Source organism: Achromobacter sp. NCFB-sbj8-Ac1-l (assembly GCF_052695805.1).
The window spans coordinates 4,595,868-4,611,665 of the sequence record NZ_CP199812.1 but is presented as its reverse complement, the minus strand read 5'-3'; the positions used below and the strand labels follow the sequence as shown (position 1 = coordinate 4,611,665).

Sequence of the window (15,798 nt, the reverse complement as noted above, 5' to 3'; positions counted from 1 at the left end):
GATCGCGGCGCCGCATCCTTACAAAGCTTGACACACCGGCTGCATCATCCCGCCCTGTCGGCAAGCCGCATCTGATAAAGTTTTCGGCTGTCTTTTTTGCACGAGGGAGCGTTAACGATGGAAGACGCCTTGAACGAATTCAACGCCTGGGCCCCCAGGCTGGTGGACATGGGCATCAATCTGCTGGTGGCCTTGTTGATCCTGGTCATCGGCTGGTGGGTGTCGGCGCTGCTTGGCCGCTGGGTGCGCCGCATCGCCACGCGTTCCAGCAAGATCGATCCGACGATCGTGCCGATGTTCTACAGCACCGTGGTGTGGGCGGTGCGCATCTTCACGCTGATCGCGGTGCTGGCGCGCTTTGGCGTGCAGACCGCCAGCCTGATCGCGGTGCTGGGCGCCGCCGGCCTGGCCGTCGGCCTGGCGCTGCAAGGCACGCTGCAGAACATCGCGGCCGGCATCATGCTGTTGATCCTGCGGCCGGTGCGCGCGGGCGAATACGTGGGCCTGAGCACCGGCGCCGAGGGCACGGTCGAAGAGGTTGGCCTGTTCCTGACCCGTCTCGTGCAAGGCGACGGCATCCACCTGACCCTGCCCAACAGCACGGTCTGGAACGCCACCATCACCAACTACAGCCGCAACAAGACGCGCCGCCTGGATATCCCCGTGCCGGTGCGCTATGGCGACGACCTGAACGCGGTGCTGGCCAAGCTGCAAGGCATTGTCGATGCCAGCCCGGACGCGCTGAAAGATCCCCAGCCGCTCGTGAAGGTCGTCGACTACAAGGAAAACGGCGTGATCGTGAACGTGCGGGTGTGGGCCGAGGCAGGCAAGTACTGGGACCTGCGCTGGGGCCTGTACCAGGAAATCCGCAGCTCCCTCGAAGCCGCCGGTTTCCAGGCGCCGATCCCGCTGCGCGAGATCCAGAACCCCAAGACGGGCGCTCCGGCCTGAGCGGTTCGCGCAAACAGAAAGGGCGTCCGTGCCGGCACGGACGCCCTTTTGTGTTGCGTGGCCTTTCTGCGCGTAGAAAGGCGTCGCGGATGAGGCATCCGCGGCCGGGCTGGCTGGCGCGGCCTCAGGCCTGCATTGCCAATCGCGCCAGTTCGCCCTTGATCCACCCCGCGATTTCGCGCTGGCGCTGGGCCGGCATGCGGTCGATGATGGCCGTGACGCTGACTGCGAGCAGCGGCGCGCCTTGCGCATCGAGCAGTGCGCAGCCCACGCCCAGCGCGCCGCGCACGGCGTGGTTGCCCACCACCGAATAGCCGCGCGCGCGGGTGTTTTCGATCAGGCGGAACATTTCCTGGGGTGTCATGCCGCCGTACTCGTCCAGCCGGCTGGAGTTGCGCTCGACGATGCCGCGGGCCACGTCGTCGGGCAGGGCGGCCAACAGCGCCATGCCGCCCGATCCCACGCCCAGCGGCTGGCGCTTGCCAGCGTAGGTGGCCAGGATCTGCACCGGGTAGCTGCCGATTTCGCGGTGCAGGCTGATGGAATCGTCGTCGTCGCGCACCACCAGGAACACGGCGTCGCCGGTGCGGTCGGCCAGCCGGCGCAGCACCGGCAGCAATTGCCGCACCCGCGGATCGCGGGAACGCGTGTCGGGGTCCACCGCCAGCTGGGCGCGGTATTTCTTGGTGCCGGTGACAGGCAGCACCAGGCCCGCATCGAGCAGGGCGGCCAGCAGCCGGTAGATGGTGGGACGCTGTATGCCCGTAAGCCGGGCGATATCAGTCACGCTTAGCCCGTCGGGCCCTTGGTCCCGCAGGGCGGCCAGAACGGCCAATCCGCGCCGCAATGTGCGTGGGCCTGCGGCCGCGGCATCGCTGTCTTGCATGCAACTCTCTAAAAACTTGGGGGGTTATTGCGGAACGGTCAAGGGAAAACCATAGTCCGTAGCGTGGACTCTACCTTGATGCTCCGCTCGTGTATAGATCAAAATGCGTCATCCAATAATTCAAAACGTCCATTTAATGGACAGTATCTGCACGGAGACTCTATGACTACCGGTCAAAAGCCTGGTCTGCGGCGCTTTGCCGCTACGCTGCTGGCTACCGCCGCAAGCGCTTTCGCAATGGGTTCTGCCCAGGCTGCCTACCCCGACAAACCTGTCCGCATCGTGGTCGGCTTTTCCGCCGGCGGCACCACCGACGTGATCGCCCGCATCATGGCCAAGGAGCTCACCGAAGCCCTGGGCCAATCGTTCGTGGTCGAGAACAAGCCGGGCGCCGGCAGCAACATCGCCACCGACCAGGTCCAGCGCGCCGCCCCGGACGGCTACACGCTGTTGTTCGTGGCGGTCACCAGCGCCATCAACCAGACGCTGTACAAGAACGTCACGTTCGACCTGACGAAGGACTTCACTCCCGTGGCGCTGGGCGCCAAGGTACCGAACATCCTGGTGGTCAATCCCCAGGTGCCGGTCAAGACGGTGCAGGAACTGGTGGCCTACGCCAAGAAGAACCCGGGCAAGCTGGCGTTCGCCTCGTCGGGCAGTGGCACGTCCATCCACATGGCCGGTGAATTGTTCAAGATGCAGGCCGGCATCGACGTGCTGCACGTGCCGTACAAGGGCAGCGCCCCGGCCATCACCGACCTGATCGGCGGCCAGGTGCAGTTCATGTTCGACAACATGCCGTCGGCCTGGCCGCACGCGCAATCGGGCAAGCTGCGCGCCCTGGCGGTGACCACCAGCGAGCGTTCCAAGAGCGCGCCGGACGTGCCCACCATGAAGGAAGCCGGTTTTGCCAATTTCGACGTCTCGTCGTGGTTCGGCCTGATCGCCCCGGCCGGCACGCCGCCGGAGGTGGTCAACAAGCTGAACGCCGCCATGGTCAAGGCGCTGGACAAGCCTGAAGTGCAGCTCAGCTTCGAAAAGCTGGGCGCCGTGGGCGTGAAGACCACGCCGGCCGAATTCGGCCAATTCATCAAGTCGGAAGTGGAAGGCTGGGCGCCGGTGGTCAAGGCCTCGGGCGCCACGGTGGACTGACAGGCTTCGTGCCGCGGGCGGCCAGCCGCCCGCAGCCGATGCGCAGGGACGGGCGATGCCCGTCCCTATTTTTTTGTGCGCTCGCCCCGGGCGGTGGCCAGCATCGCGGTGCAGACGCCGCGCAGCATGTCGACCTCGTCGCGGGTCAGGCCCACGCGCGAAAAAAGGTGCCGCATGCGTGGCATCAGCTTCTTGGGATGGGCCGGGTCCAGGAACTGCACGCCCACCAGGGCTTCTTCCCAGTGGGCCAGGAAGGCCTGCACGGCCTCGCCGGAGGCCGGCTGGGCGCCGCGGGACGGCTCCTGCGCGGTCGAGGCCGGCAGCAGGGCGGCGCCCTGGTCCACCAGCAGGGCGTAACGCAGCTCCCAGGCGGCCAGTTGCAGGGCCTGCGCCACGTTCAGCGAGCTGTATTCGGGGTTGGCCGGGATGTGGCAGATGCGGTGGCACAGCCCGATCTGCTCATTGGTGAGCCCGGCGCGCTCGGTGCCCAGCACGATGGCGGTGCAGCCTTCGGCCGTCTCGGCCAGGTGGGCGCAGGCCAGGTCGGCCGCCTGGCGGATGTCGCAGGGCGGGGGACCCAGGTCGCGCACCCGGGCGGTCAGGGCGAACGCCAGGGTGACCGGCGCCAGGGCTTCTTCCAGGGTGTCGTGGATACGGGCGTTTTCCAGCACGTCCAGGGCGCCGCTGGCCAGTGCCACGGCTTCCGGCTGGGTGGTCACATCGGCGAATTTGGGGCCCACCAGCACCAATTCGGAGAAGCCCATGGTCTTGATGGCACGGGCCGCCGAACCGACGTTTCCGGGGTGGCTGGGGTTCACCATAATGAAGCGAACGCGTGAAAATGCTTGAGTCATTTAAAATGGCACGTTTGGCTTAGTGCCTTCCTGGTTTTTTGGGTCGATTTCCCCTATGGGGACAGCGGCGGATCCGGGGCGGCGGCTAGCGGCCTGTTCACCGCATACGTACGGAATTTTATGCACCCGATGCTCAACATCGCCATCAAGGCGGCCCGGCGTGCCGGCACCATTATCAACCGTGCCAGCATGGATTTGGAACGACTCAGCGTGGCTCGCAAGGGGCCGCGCGATTATGTCACGGAAGTCGATCGCGCCGCCGAGGAGTCCATCGTCGAGACGCTGCACGCCGCTTACCCGGATCACGCTGTCCTGGGCGAGGAATTTGGCTTGCAGGGCCCCGACCAGGCCGAGTTCCAGTGGATCATCGATCCCCTGGACGGCACGACCAACTTCATCCACGGCCTGCCCAACTACGCCGTGTCGATCGCGCTGACCCAGCGCGGCCAGGTCACGCAGGCGGTCATCTATGACCCCTCGCGCAACGAGCTGTTCACCGCCAGCCGTGGCAGCGGCACGTTCCTGAACGACCGCCGCGTGCGCGTCTCGGGCCGCACCCGCTACCACGAGGCCCTGCTGGGCGCGCACTGGCCCAACTCCGGCGATCCGGAACAAGGCTCGGCCCGCTTCCGCAACATGGCCGAAGGCAGCACCGGCGTGCGCCGCCTGGGCGCCACCGTGCTGGACCTGGCCTACGTGGCCTGCGGCCGCCTGGACGGCTTCTGCGGCGTGGGCCTGAAGCCCTGGGACCTGGCGGCGGGCAGCCTGATGGTGCTGGAAGCCGGCGGCCTGGTCGCCGACTTCGATGGCGAGCAAGGCTGGATGGATTCCGGCAACGTGCTGGCCGCCAGCCCCAAGATCTTCACGCAGATGCTGTCGGCCCTGAATCCGGCGCCCGCGGCCTGACGCCTGCACGAGCCGGCGGCCGTGGCCGCCGGGCTCGCACCCGCATGGGCGGCACGGCCGTGCCTGCCCGACGATGCGCCACATCGCGCTCGCGTCATTGCTCATCCCACCGGCCCCTTGCGGCCGGTTTTTTCATGGCCGGTGCCACTGGCCAATCGCCCCGTAACCCGCGGCCGTAGGGCATGCGGACGAGGCGTGTCACCGGCGTGTCACGGATTTTCCATGTACGATTACCGGTCGTGTAACTTCTGGAGCTCCTGATGGAGTGGCTGCTGGACCCCGCTGCGTGGGTCGGCTTGCTTACCCTGGTCGTCCTTGAGATCGTCCTGGGAATCGATAACCTGATTTTCATCGCCATCCTGGCGGACAAGCTGCCCCCGTCGCAACGCGACAGAGCGCGCATCTTGGGCCTCAGCCTGGCGCTCGTCATGCGGCTTGGCCTCTTGTCGGTCATGTCGTATCTGGTCACCCTGACCACCCCCTTGTTCGCAGTCGGACCCTTCTCGCCCTCTGGCCGGGACCTGATCCTCATGGTCGGCGGCTTCTTCCTGCTGTTCAAAGGCACGATGGAACTGCACGAGCGCCTCGAAGGCGGGCAGCACGGCGGCTCGTCGGGGCCGCGCGTGTACGCCAGCTTCTGGGTCATCGTCACGCAGATCGTGGTGCTTGATGCCGTGTTCTCGCTGGACTCGGTCATCACCGCCGTCGGCATGGTCGACCACCTGGCCATCATGATGATTGCCGTGGTCATCGCCATCGGCATCATGCTGCTGGCGTCCAAGCCCCTCACGCGCTTCGTCAACGCCCACCCCACGGTGGTCGTGCTGTGCCTGGGCTTCTTGCTGATGATCGGCTTTTCGCTGCTGGCCGAGGCCTTCGGCTTCAAGGTGCCCAAGGGCTACCTGTACGCCGCCATCGGCTTTTCGGTCGCCATCGAGGCGCTCAACCAGGTGGCGCGCCGCAACCTGCTCAAGCTGGACGCCCGTCGTCCCATGCGCGAACGCACCGCGTCCGCCGTGCTGCGCATGCTGGGCAAGCGCCCGCCCGCCGAAGAGCCTGACCTGCCCAGCGCCGACGGCCCCGCCATGCCGGCCTTCGGCGTCGAAGAGCGCAACATGGTCAGCGGCGTGCTGACGCTGGCCGAGCGGTCGATCCGGTCCATCATGACGCCGCGCACCGACGTGTCGTGGATCAACATCGACGATGATCCCGAGACCATCCGCCGCCAGATCACCGAGGCGCCGCACAGCTTCTTCCCGGTCTGCCGCGGCTCGCTCGACGAAGTGCTGGGCATCGCCCGCGCCAAGGACCTGGTGGCCGACCTGATCACCGAAGGCCGGGTACGCCGCAACCGCCTGCGCGATCCGATCATCGTGCACGAGGCCATCGGCATCCTGCGCCTGATGGACACGCTCAAGCGGTCGCGCGGCCAATTGGTGCTGGTGGCCGACGAGTTCGGCGCCATCGAAGGCCTGGTGACCCCGATCGACGTGTTCGAAGCCATCGCCGGAGAATTCCCCGACGAAGACGAGCTGCCCGACATCGTCGCCGACGGCCCCAACACCTGGAAGATCGACGGCGCAGCAGACCTGCACCATGTCGAACAGGTGCTGGAGACCGAAGGCCTGGTCGATGATGCGCAGGATTTCTCCACCCTGGCCGGCTACTTGCTGTCGCGTTTCGGCCATCTGCCCAAGCCGGGCGATGTCTGCGAATACGAGATCCACCACGACCATTTCCGCTTCGAAGTCCTGGAAATGGATGGCCGCCGCATTGCCCTGGTGCGCGTCGAAAAGCGCGCGCCGGAACTGCTGGACGAAGACGCCTCGCTGACCAACGACTAGCGCCGCGAATCCTGGACCCCGCCCCGGACCCGACCTCATCTACCTGGAACCCGCCATCGTGACCGATTCCACGCTCTACCTGATCAAGGCCTTCATCCTGGGCATCGTCGAAGGCCTGACGGAATTCATCCCCGTGTCCAGCACGGGCCACCTGATCCTGATCGGCGACTGGATCAATTTCGAATCCAGCCAGGGCAAGGTATTTGAAGTCGTGATCCAGCTGGGTTCCATCCTGGCCGTGATGTGGATCTTCCGGGCCCGCCTGCTGCAGCTGATCCGCGGCACGCTGACCGGCGTGCCCAGCGAGGTGGCCTTCACCCGAAACCTGATCATCGCCTTCCTGCCGGCCGCCGTCATCGGCGCCATCTTCATCAAGGCGATCAAGCAGGTGTTCTACCACCCGGGCGTAGTGGTGGTGACCCTGGTGCTGGGCGGCCTGATCATGCTGTACGTCGAACGCCGCACCCGCCACACGCCGGGCGACGTGCCTGGCGCCGCGGACGACACGGCGTCCGACGAACACGCCACGGCGCGCACGCTGGAACAGATCACCTGGAAGCAGGCGCTGGGCGTGGGCGTGGCCCAATGCCTGGCCATGATCCCCGGCACCTCGCGGTCGGGCGCCACCATCATCGGCGGCATGATCGCGGGCATCCAGCGCAAGACAGCCACCGAGTTCTCGTTCTTCCTGGCCATGCCCACCATGCTGGGCGCGGCCGTGTACGACATGTACAAGAACATGGACCTGCTCACCCAGCACGACCTGTCGGGCATTGCGGTCGGCTTCGTGGCGGCCTTCCTGAGCGCCATGGTGGTGGTGCGGGCGGTGCTGCGCTTCGTGGCCAACCACACCTACCGCGTGTTCGCCTGGTACCGCATCGTGTTCGGCGCCATCGTGGCGGCCTGGATCTTCCTCTGACACCGCCTTGCGCGGGGCCCGGGCCCCGCGCCCAGGCAAAAAAATGGGCCGCGTCATGTGACGCGGCCCATTTTCATGGCGCATGGCGGGGGCGAGCCCCAGGCCTACGCGTCGGTTTCGAGATCGTAGAACTGCAGGCCGTCCTGGTCGATGACCAGCCAGCCGCCGCGCGGCGGCGACACGTGGTCGCAGTCCCAGTCGGGCAGCACCCAGCGTTCGCGCTTCTTGCCGTCGACGTCAAGCACGTGGCGGGCAGGGCGATGGGTATGTCCGTGCACCAGCACGCTCACGCCGGCGTCGCGAAAGGCCTGCGCAATGGCGCCGGCATTCACGTCCATGATTTCCATCGACTTGGCCTGGTTGGCGGCCTGGCTTTCGCCGCGGGCCTGCTGCGCCATGGCCAGGCGCTCGGGAATGGTCTTGGACAGGAATTCAGCCTGCCACTGCGGATTGCGCACCATCTGGCGGAACTGCTGGTACGCGGCGTCGTCGGTACAGAATTCGTCGCCGTGCGTCAGCAGCACGTTGCCGTAGTCGGTCTGCAGCAGCGCCGGTTCGGGCAGCAGCTTGGCGCCCACGGCGGCGGCCAGTTCCTCGCCGATCAGGAAGTCGCGGTTGCCGCGGCCCAGCCAGACCGGAATGCGCGCGGCGGTGGCCTGCAACGCCTTGAGCACCGTGGCCAGCCACGGCGGCGCGGCGCGGATCACGTCGTCGCCGATCCAGGCATCGAAGATGTCGCCCGGCAGCAGCAGGGCGGCGGCTTCTTCTTCGGCGGCCTGCAGGAAGGCCAGGAAGGCCTCCGAGGTGGCCGGCGTGGCCGGCCCCAGGTGCAGGTCGGATGCCAGCCAGATCGGGCCGGCCAGGGCAAGCTTATTCAAGAACTTCGGCCTTCTCGATGATCACGTCTTCGTTGGGGACGTTCTGGTGAAAGCCCTTGTTGCCGGTCTTCACGCCCTTGATCTTGTCGACCACGTCGGTGCCTTCGGTGATGCTGCCGAACACGGCGTAGCCCCAGCCATTGGGCGTGGGCGCGGTGAAGTTCAGGAAGTCGTTGTTGGACACGTTGATGAAGAACTGGGCAGTCGCCGAGTGCGGGTCGCTGGTGCGGGCCATCGCCAGGGTGTACTTGTCGTTCTTCAGGCCGTTGTTGGCCTCGTTTTCGATCGGGGCGTGGGTCTGCTTCTGCTTCATGCCGGGTTCGAAGCCGCCGCCCTGGATCATGAAGCCGTCGATCACGCGATGGAACACCGTGCCGTTGTAGAAGCCTTCCTTGACGTAGGTCAGGAAGTTCTCGACGGTCTTGGGCGCCTTGGCGGCGTCCAGGGTGATGACCATGTCGCCTTGGTTGGTGTGAAGCTTGACGCGGGGATTGGTGCTCATGGCTTTTGTGCCTTCAGAGGGAGAGGTTGAGGGGGCGGCCGCGGGCGCGGCGCTGACGAGCGCTGGGGCAAAGGCGGCCAGCGCGAACGAGCACGCCGTCAGGCGCAGCAGGTGGAGAGGGGAATAGCGGGACATCATTTGTGTTGCCTATCCTTCAGCATGGTTTCGACTTCGCGGGCCTTGTCCTGCATGCCCGGCACGCCTTCCTTGGCGGCCTGCTTGTAGGTGCGCAACGCCTGCAGCAATTGCAGGTCGCCCAGGTTGGCGCGCGCGGCGGCGTAGCCTGGGTCGGCGCGCAAGGCCTGTTGCAGGGCGTCTTGTGCTTTTTCAAGTTCGCCCCGGCTGGCATATAGAGCGGCCAGGTTGTTCCAAGGTTCCGGCAGCTCGGGGAAGCGGGTCGTCATCTCGGTGTAGATGTCGATGGCTTCGGCCTTGCGGTCCAGGGCAGCCAGGGCGCGCGCGTGCTGGAACATCAATTGCACGTCGGTGCCGCGCTGCTCCTTGATCTGGGCTTCGCGCTTTTCGATCATCGCCAGCGCCTCGGCGTTGTCGCCGTGGTTCAGCAGGCGCTCGATGTGGTTGGTGATCTGCGAGGCGGTGGGCTGCAGGCGGGTGTCCACGCTGGGCTGCACGGATTTCAGCACATTGGCCAGGCCATCCCAGCCGCCTTCGGGCGGAATGGGGTCGAGCGTGGTGCGGCTGGCGTTCGGGTTCTGTCTCGAGCCTCCGGCCATGGATTGGGCGAAGGCGCCGGCAACCGGCGCGCCAGCCAGGGCCAGGGCGAGCAGGGTGACGCAAAAACGCGGCTTGATAGTCACGTGGGCATCCGTTAAAAGTCGAGGCCGGGCCGCGCATACGCGCGTGACCGGGCCGCTTGCTATACTTGACGACCGCCATTTTAGCCTCGGTTGGGTTTTTGGCTCGACATTGAGGCAAAACGCTGGCTGACAGGTGTAGCGGATCAGGTCGACAGATGAAAACCCATGGGATGAAACCCATGGGATGAAAACCCATGAAGCCCGGGGCGAGAAACCCCGGGTGGCAAGCCTGATCCTGGCAATGTCGGCAACCCTTGGGCGGCCGTCTTGAAGGTATCGTCCTTCGGGCACAACGTTTTCCGCAGCCGCCTCGGAAAAAATTTGGACAATCTCACAAGCGCCATGCTGCAAATCTACAACACGTTATCGCGTACCAAAGAACCGTTCAAGCCGGCCCAGGCCGGTCAGGTGCGCATGTACGTGTGTGGCATGACCGTGTACGACTTCTGCCACCTGGGCCATGCCCGCATGCTGGTGTCGTTCGACGTGGTGCAGCGCTGGCTGCGCGCCAGCGGCCTGGCGGTCGACTACGTGCGCAACATCACGGACATCGACGACAAGATCATCCGCCGCGCCGTCGAGACCGGCCGCCGCATCGGCGAAGTCACCGAGTTCTACATCGACGCCATGCACGCCGACGAGCGCGCGCTGGGCGTGGCCACGCCCGACCGCGAGCCGCGCGCCACCCAGTACGTGGGCGAGATGCTCGACATCATCGGCAAGCTCGAACAGAAGGGCCTGGCCTACCAGGCCGACGACGGCGACGTGAACTACGCCGTGCGCGGTTTCGAGGGCTACGGCAAGCTGTCCGGCAAGACGCTGGACGACCTGCGTGCCGGCGAACGCGTGGCGGTGGGCTCGTCCAAGCGCGATCCGCTCGATTTCGTGTTGTGGAAATCGGCCAAGGCCGAAGAACCCGCCGACACCAAGTGGGAATCGCCCTATGGCCTGGGCCGTCCGGGCTGGCACATCGAATGCTCGGCCATGAGCAAGTCGTTGCTGGGCCTGCCCCTGGACATCCACGGTGGCGGTCCCGACCTGAAATTCCCGCACCACGAAAACGAAATCGCCCAGACCGAAGGTGCCTTCGGCGGCGTGCTGGCCAACATCTGGATGCATTGCGGCCCGCTGATGGTCGATTCGGACAAGATGTCCAAGTCGCTGGGCAATTTCCGCACCATCCGCCAGACCATCGCCCAGGGCGAGCCGGCGGCCGACGTGGCCGATTACCGGGTCAATCCGCGCGAAGCCGAAATGGTGCGTTTCTTCATCGTGCGCAACCACTACCGCAGCCCGCAGAACTACACGCCGGACAACCTGGTCGACGCCCAGAACGCCCTGGACCGCCTGTACCAGGCGCTGCAGAACGTGCCGGCCGACGCCCAGGGCATCGACTGGAACGAGCCCCAGGCGCAGGCCTTCAAGGCCGCCATGGACGACGATTTCAACAGCTCCGGCGCCGTCGCGGCCCTGTTCGAGCTGGCGTCCGAGGCCAACCGCAGCAAGAGCGCCCGCAGCGCCGGCCAGCTCAAAGCGCTGGCCTCGCTGCTGGGCCTGTTGCAACAGGACCCGGCCGCCTACTTCCAGTCGTCCACCCGTTATTCGGCGGCCGCGATGGAACAGGGCGTGCGCAGCGAACTGGACGCCGATGCCATCCAGACCCTCATCGACGCCCGCGCGGCCGCCAAGGCGGCCCGCAATTTCGCAGAGGCGGATCGTATCCGCGCCGAGCTGCGCGATGCCGGCATCGAACTCGATGACAAACCGGGCGGCCTGACGCAGTGGCGTCGGGCGTGAACCCCCAGGAAACGCCCCACATGTCCATCGCAGATACCGACATTCCCAAGCCTGAGTATTGGGAAGCCGCCGTCGCCCACCTGATGCGGCGCGACCGCATCCTGAAAAAGATCATTCCCCAGCACCCCGAGGTCTGGCTGACCTCGCGCGGCACGCCTTTCGTGACGCTGGCGCGGGCGATCATCGGCCAGCAGGTCTCGGCCAAGGCGGCCGACGCCGTCTGGGACAAGTTCCTGGAAGCCGCCGGCAAGCGGCCCACCCCCGTGGCGGTGCTGCGCGTCGGCCTGGAGGGCCTGCGCGCCGCCGGCCTGTCCCAGCGCAAGGCCGAATACGTGCTGGATCTGGCCGTGCATTTCGGCGAACGCCGAGTCCACCCCGAAAAGTGGGCGGCCATGGACGACGAGGCCGTCATTTCCGAATTGACCGCCATCCGGGGCATCGGACGCTGGACGGCGGAGATGTTTTTGATTTTCAATCTGCAGCGGCCTGATGTCCTGCCGCTGGATGATCCTGGGTTGCTCAAGGCAATCTCGCTACACTATTTCAGCGGCGAGCCTGTCTCGCGCTTCGAGGCTCGCGAAGTCTCGTTGGCGTGGCAACCCTGGCGTACCGTGGCTACCTGGTATCTGTGGCGCAGTCTGGAACCGACGCCGGTCCAATACTGACGCAAACCAGGTCGCCCATCTACGGAACCACACTACATGCGCAATACATTTCTGGAATTTGAACAGCCGCTCGCCGAGCTTGAAAACAAGATCGAGCAGCTGCGCTACGTGCAGGCCGATTCGGCGGTAGACATCTCCGACGAGATCGGACGTCTGCAGCAGAAGAGCCAGACCCTGGCCAAGGAAATCTACGCCAAGCTCACGCCCTGGCAGACGGCGCTGGTCGCCCGCCACCCCCAGCGTCCTTACACGCTGGACTACGTGCGCGAAATCTTCACCGACTTCCACGAACTGCACGGCGACCGCATGTACGCCGACGACCAGTCCATCGTGGGCGGCCTGGCGCGCTTTAACGGCACGCCCTGCATGGTGATCGGCCACCAGAAAGGCCGCGACACCAAGGAACGCGCCGCCCGCAATTTCGGCATGCCGCGTCCGGAAGGCTATCGCAAGGCCCTGCGCCTGATGCGCCTGGCCGAAAAGTTCGGCATCCCCGTGTTCACCTTCGTGGACACCCCCGGCGCCTATCCCGGCATCGGCGCCGAAGAGCGCGGCCAGTCCGAAGCCATCGGCCACAACCTGTATGCCATGGCCGAACTGAAAGTGCCCGTGATCGTCACGATCATCGGCGAAGGCGGCTCGGGCGGCGCCCTGGCCATCGCCGTGGGCAACGCCGTGCTGATGCTGCAGTACGCGACCTACGCCGTGATCTCGCCCGAAGGCTGCGCGTCCATCCTGTGGCGCAGCGCCGACAAGGCCCCCGAGGCCGCCGAGGCGCTGGCCATCATCGCCCCGCGCCTGAAAGACCTGGGCCTGGTCGACCGCGTCATCAACGAACCGGTGGGCGGCGCCCACCGCGACCCGCGCGTCATGGCGCGCCTGTTGCGTCGCGCGCTGGGCGACGCCCTGCGCCAGCTGCAGGGCATGACGCCCGAGCAGCTCGTGGAACAGCGCGTCCAGCGCCTGCTGTCCTACGGCGCCTACCAGGAAGTGCGCGCCTGAGGCGCCCCGCGCGCCGGCCCGTGCCGGCGCCGCGGCAGGCCTGCCCAGCGCCGTCCGCCATGACCTGCCCCCCCACCGCGTCCGATCCTTCCGAAGCGGCCAGCGCGGGGCAGTCGTATCCCGTATCGCCCGACCTGGCCGGCGCCCTGCGCCGCGCCTTGCAGTGCCTGCCGCAACCACCGGGTCGCATCGCCGTGGCCGTCAGCGGCGGCGCGGACTCGGCCATGCTGGCCGTGCATGCGGCCGCCGTCGCCCGGGCCGCGGGCATCGACGTGGTGCTGTTCCATGTGCATCACGGCTTGCAAGCGGCGGCCGACGATTGGAGTCGGCAGGTGCAGGCCCTGGCCGGCCTGCTGGGGCTGCCGCTCCGGCTGGCCCGGGTCCAGGTGGACGAGGCCAGCGGCCAAGGCATCGAGGCCGCCGCGCGCGACGCCCGCTACGCCGCGCTGGCCCGCCTGGCCCAGGCTGACGGCGTGACGGCGGTGCTGCTGGCCCACCACCGCAACGATCAGGCCGAAACCGTATTGCTGCGCCTCTTGCGCGGCACCGGGCTGGCCGGCATGGCGGCCATGGCGCCCTTGACCCGCCGCGATGGCGTCACCTACCTGCGCCCCTGGCTGGACGAGGGCAGGCAGGCCATCCTGCACGCCGCGGATCAGTTCGCCGACGCCACTGGCTGGCGACCCGTGCAAGACCCCACCAACGCCGATCCCCGCTACACCCGTGCCGCCTTGCGCGCGCTGCTGGCGCCCGCGCTGGATGGCCGCTGGCCCGGCTGGCGCGCCATCGTCGCCCGCCACGCCCGTCACATGGCCGAAGCCGCCGAGATCCTGGACGAAGTCGCCCGCGACGACCTGGCCGGCCTGGAACCCGGACCGGATGGCGCCAGTTTTTCGTTGGCCGCCTGGCGCAGGCTGTCGCCGGCGCGCCAGGCCCAGGCGCTGCGCTACTGGCTGGCGCAGAACGGCGCCCGCATGCCGACCGACGCGCGCCTGCGCGACCTGCTGCGTCAACTGCGTGAACTGCACAGCCTGGGGCACGACCGCCAGTTGCGGGTGGAGCAGGCCGGGCACGTGATCCGCTGCCATCGGGGGCGGGTATGGCTGGAACCCCGCCGAGCGACGGGCCAGCCGTCGGCAAACGCCCGCCGGAACCCGGCTGCGAATCCGGAAAATTCGGCGAAAGACGACAAATTTCGCGAAAAATGACCGTGCGATGGAAAGAAAATTCCACGACCTGCGCAAATTTTTACCGCCGCGATAGAATATGAGGTTTTGCCCGTCAACACTTGCGGCGGGTTCCCAGCCAGAGTACGAGATGTCCCTGATCGTTCATAAATATGGCGGTACCTCGATGGGCTCGGTAGAGCGCATCCGGAACGTGGCGCGACGCGTCGCGAAGTGGCACGCTGCCGGCCACCAGGTTGTCGTGGTGCCCTCGGCCATGGCAGGCGAAACCAATCGTCTGCTGGGCCTGGCCCGCGAAATTACGCCCCAGCCCGACGCCCGCGAGCTCGACATGATCGCCGCCACCGGCGAACAGGCCAGCAGCGGCCTGTTGGCCATCGCGCTGCAAGCCGAAGGCGTGGCCGCCCGCAGCTACGCGGGCTGGCAAGTGCCGGTGCGCACCGATTCGTCGTTCACCAAAGCGCGCATCACGTCCATCGACGACGCCCGCATCCGCGCCGACCTCGACGCCGGCCGCGTGGTCATCGTCACGGGCTTCCAGGGCGTGGACCCGGAAGGCCACATCACGACGCTGGGCCGTGGCGGCTCCGACACCTCGGCCGTGGCCGTGGCGGCGGCGCTCAAGGCCGATGAATGCCTGATCTACACCGATGTGGATGGCGTCTACACGACCGATCCGCGGGTGGTGCCCGAAGCGCGCCGCATGGCCGTCGTTTCCTTCGAGGAAATGCTGGAAATGGCGTCGCTGGGCTCCAAGGTCCTGCAGATCCGCTCGGTGGAATTCGCCGGCAAATACCGTGTGCCGACGCGGGTCCTGTCGTCCCTGACCGACCCGCTCATCCCGCTCGACCAGGAAATGGTTTCGGGCACGCTGATTACTTTTGAGGAAGACGAAAAAATGGAAGCCGCCGTTGTCTCCGGCATCGCCTTCAGCCGCGACGAAGCCAAAATCACCCTGCTGGGCGTTCCCGACAAGCCCGGCATCGCCTTCTCGATCCTGGGCCCGGTTGCCGCCGCCAATATCGATGTCGACATGATCGTGCAGAACCAGTCCGTGGCCGGCACGACCGATTTCTCGTTCACCGTGAACCGCAACGAGTTCGCCCGCGCCGTCGACCTGCTCAAGCGCGAAGTCATTCCCGCCGTGGGCGCTCGCGAACTGTCCACCGACGAGAAGGTCGCCAAGGTCTCGATCGTCGGCATCGGCATGCGTTCGCACGTCGGCGTGGCCAGCCTGATGTTCCAGACGCTTTCGCAAGAAGGCATCAACATCCAGATGATCAGCACCAGCGAAATCAAGACCTCGGTCATCATCGACGACAAGTACATGGAATTGGGCGTGCGCGCACTGCACAAGGCCTTCGGCCTGGACCAGGCGCCGGCCACCAAGGCCTGAGGAGCGCAGTTCCGGCACGATTTTTTTCACGGGCAGGCCCC

15 protein-coding genes are annotated in these 15,798 nt (G+C 66.5%); 10 read left to right on the top strand and 5 right to left on the bottom strand.

From position 1 onward, the window contains the following. Positions 1-117 precede the first annotated feature (117 nt). Positions 118-951 (top strand): mechanosensitive ion channel family protein, encoded by an 834-nt coding sequence (locus ACUDP5_RS21030; RefSeq protein WP_263912093.1) that lies wholly within the window; start codon positions 118-120, stop codon positions 949-951. A 124-nt stretch (positions 952-1,075) separates the two neighbouring features. Here ACUDP5_RS21030 and ACUDP5_RS21025 read toward each other — a convergent pair whose 3' ends face one another. Continuing rightward, on the bottom strand, positions 1,076-1,837 hold the full coding sequence (locus tag ACUDP5_RS21025) for an IclR family transcriptional regulator (RefSeq protein WP_263912092.1): 762 nt from the start codon (positions 1,835-1,837) through the stop codon (positions 1,076-1,078). 162 nt (positions 1,838-1,999) lie between these two features. Here ACUDP5_RS21025 and ACUDP5_RS21020 point away from each other — a divergent pair, with 162 nt between their 5' ends. Further along, positions 2,000-2,989: a Bug family tripartite tricarboxylate transporter substrate binding protein gene (locus ACUDP5_RS21020; protein WP_263912090.1), complete on the top strand. Its 990-nt coding sequence runs from the start codon at positions 2,000-2,002 to the stop codon at positions 2,987-2,989. 65 nt (positions 2,990-3,054) lie between these two features. On the opposite strand, the gene ACUDP5_RS21015 is transcribed toward ACUDP5_RS21020, so the two are convergent. Next, a complete protein-coding gene (locus tag ACUDP5_RS21015) occupies positions 3,055-3,843 on the bottom strand; it encodes an RNA methyltransferase (protein WP_263912088.1) in 789 nt (262 codons plus the stop codon). Positions 3,844-3,963: 120 nt separating this feature from the next. Between ACUDP5_RS21015 and ACUDP5_RS21010 the strand changes: the two genes are divergently transcribed. From ACUDP5_RS21010 to ACUDP5_RS21000, 3 genes are all read left to right on the top strand, one after another. Further along, complete coding sequence (locus tag ACUDP5_RS21010; protein ID WP_175192733.1) at positions 3,964-4,749, top strand: inositol monophosphatase family protein; 786 nt, start codon at positions 3,964-3,966, stop codon at positions 4,747-4,749. Between the two features lie 260 nt (positions 4,750-5,009). Next, positions 5,010-6,593, top strand: a complete 1,584-nt coding sequence (locus ACUDP5_RS21005; protein ID WP_263912086.1) for a TerC family protein — start codon at positions 5,010-5,012, stop codon at positions 6,591-6,593. A gap of 58 nt (positions 6,594-6,651) precedes the next feature. Further along, positions 6,652-7,512, top strand: a complete 861-nt coding sequence (locus tag ACUDP5_RS21000; protein WP_445657109.1) for an undecaprenyl-diphosphate phosphatase — start codon at positions 6,652-6,654, stop codon at positions 7,510-7,512. A gap of 104 nt (positions 7,513-7,616) precedes the next feature. Here the strand turns inward: ACUDP5_RS21000 and ACUDP5_RS20995 are convergent, their stop codons facing one another. The 3 genes from ACUDP5_RS20995 to ACUDP5_RS20985 all read right to left on the bottom strand — a co-directional run bounded on the left by ACUDP5_RS20995 (position 7,617) and on the right by ACUDP5_RS20985 (position 9,710). Continuing rightward, on the bottom strand, positions 7,617-8,390 hold the full coding sequence (locus ACUDP5_RS20995; protein WP_263912084.1) for a UDP-2,3-diacylglucosamine diphosphatase: 774 nt from the start codon (positions 8,388-8,390) through the stop codon (positions 7,617-7,619). Further along, a complete protein-coding gene (locus ACUDP5_RS20990; RefSeq protein WP_025137994.1) occupies positions 8,383-8,892 on the bottom strand; it encodes a peptidylprolyl isomerase in 510 nt (169 codons plus the stop codon). The genes ACUDP5_RS20995 and ACUDP5_RS20990 overlap by 8 nt, the downstream gene beginning before the upstream one ends. A gap of 134 nt (positions 8,893-9,026) precedes the next feature. Further along, entirely contained in the window at positions 9,027-9,710 is a 684-nt protein-coding gene (locus ACUDP5_RS20985) for a tetratricopeptide repeat protein (protein ID WP_445657108.1), read from the bottom strand. Positions 9,711-10,052: 342 nt separating this feature from the next. On the opposite strand from ACUDP5_RS20985, the gene cysS reads away from it, so the two are divergent. From cysS to ACUDP5_RS20960, 5 genes are all read left to right on the top strand, one after another. Then, positions 10,053-11,507, top strand: a complete 1,455-nt coding sequence (gene cysS, locus ACUDP5_RS20980; protein ID WP_445659199.1) for a cysteine--tRNA ligase — start codon at positions 10,053-10,055, stop codon at positions 11,505-11,507. Between the two features lie 20 nt (positions 11,508-11,527). Then, positions 11,528-12,172: a DNA-3-methyladenine glycosylase 2 family protein gene (locus ACUDP5_RS20975; protein ID WP_263912081.1), complete on the top strand. Its 645-nt coding sequence runs from the start codon at positions 11,528-11,530 to the stop codon at positions 12,170-12,172. 36 nt (positions 12,173-12,208) lie between these two features. Further along, positions 12,209-13,174: an acetyl-CoA carboxylase carboxyltransferase subunit alpha gene (locus ACUDP5_RS20970; RefSeq protein ID WP_263912079.1), complete on the top strand. Its 966-nt coding sequence runs from the start codon at positions 12,209-12,211 to the stop codon at positions 13,172-13,174. Between the two features lie 146 nt (positions 13,175-13,320). Then, complete coding sequence (gene tilS, locus ACUDP5_RS20965; RefSeq protein ID WP_445659198.1) at positions 13,321-14,382, top strand: tRNA lysidine(34) synthetase TilS; 1,062 nt, start codon at positions 13,321-13,323, stop codon at positions 14,380-14,382. Between the two features lie 109 nt (positions 14,383-14,491). Then, a complete protein-coding gene (locus tag ACUDP5_RS20960) occupies positions 14,492-15,757 on the top strand; it encodes an aspartate kinase (protein ID WP_025137988.1) in 1,266 nt (421 codons plus the stop codon). Positions 15,758-15,798 lie beyond the last annotated feature (41 nt).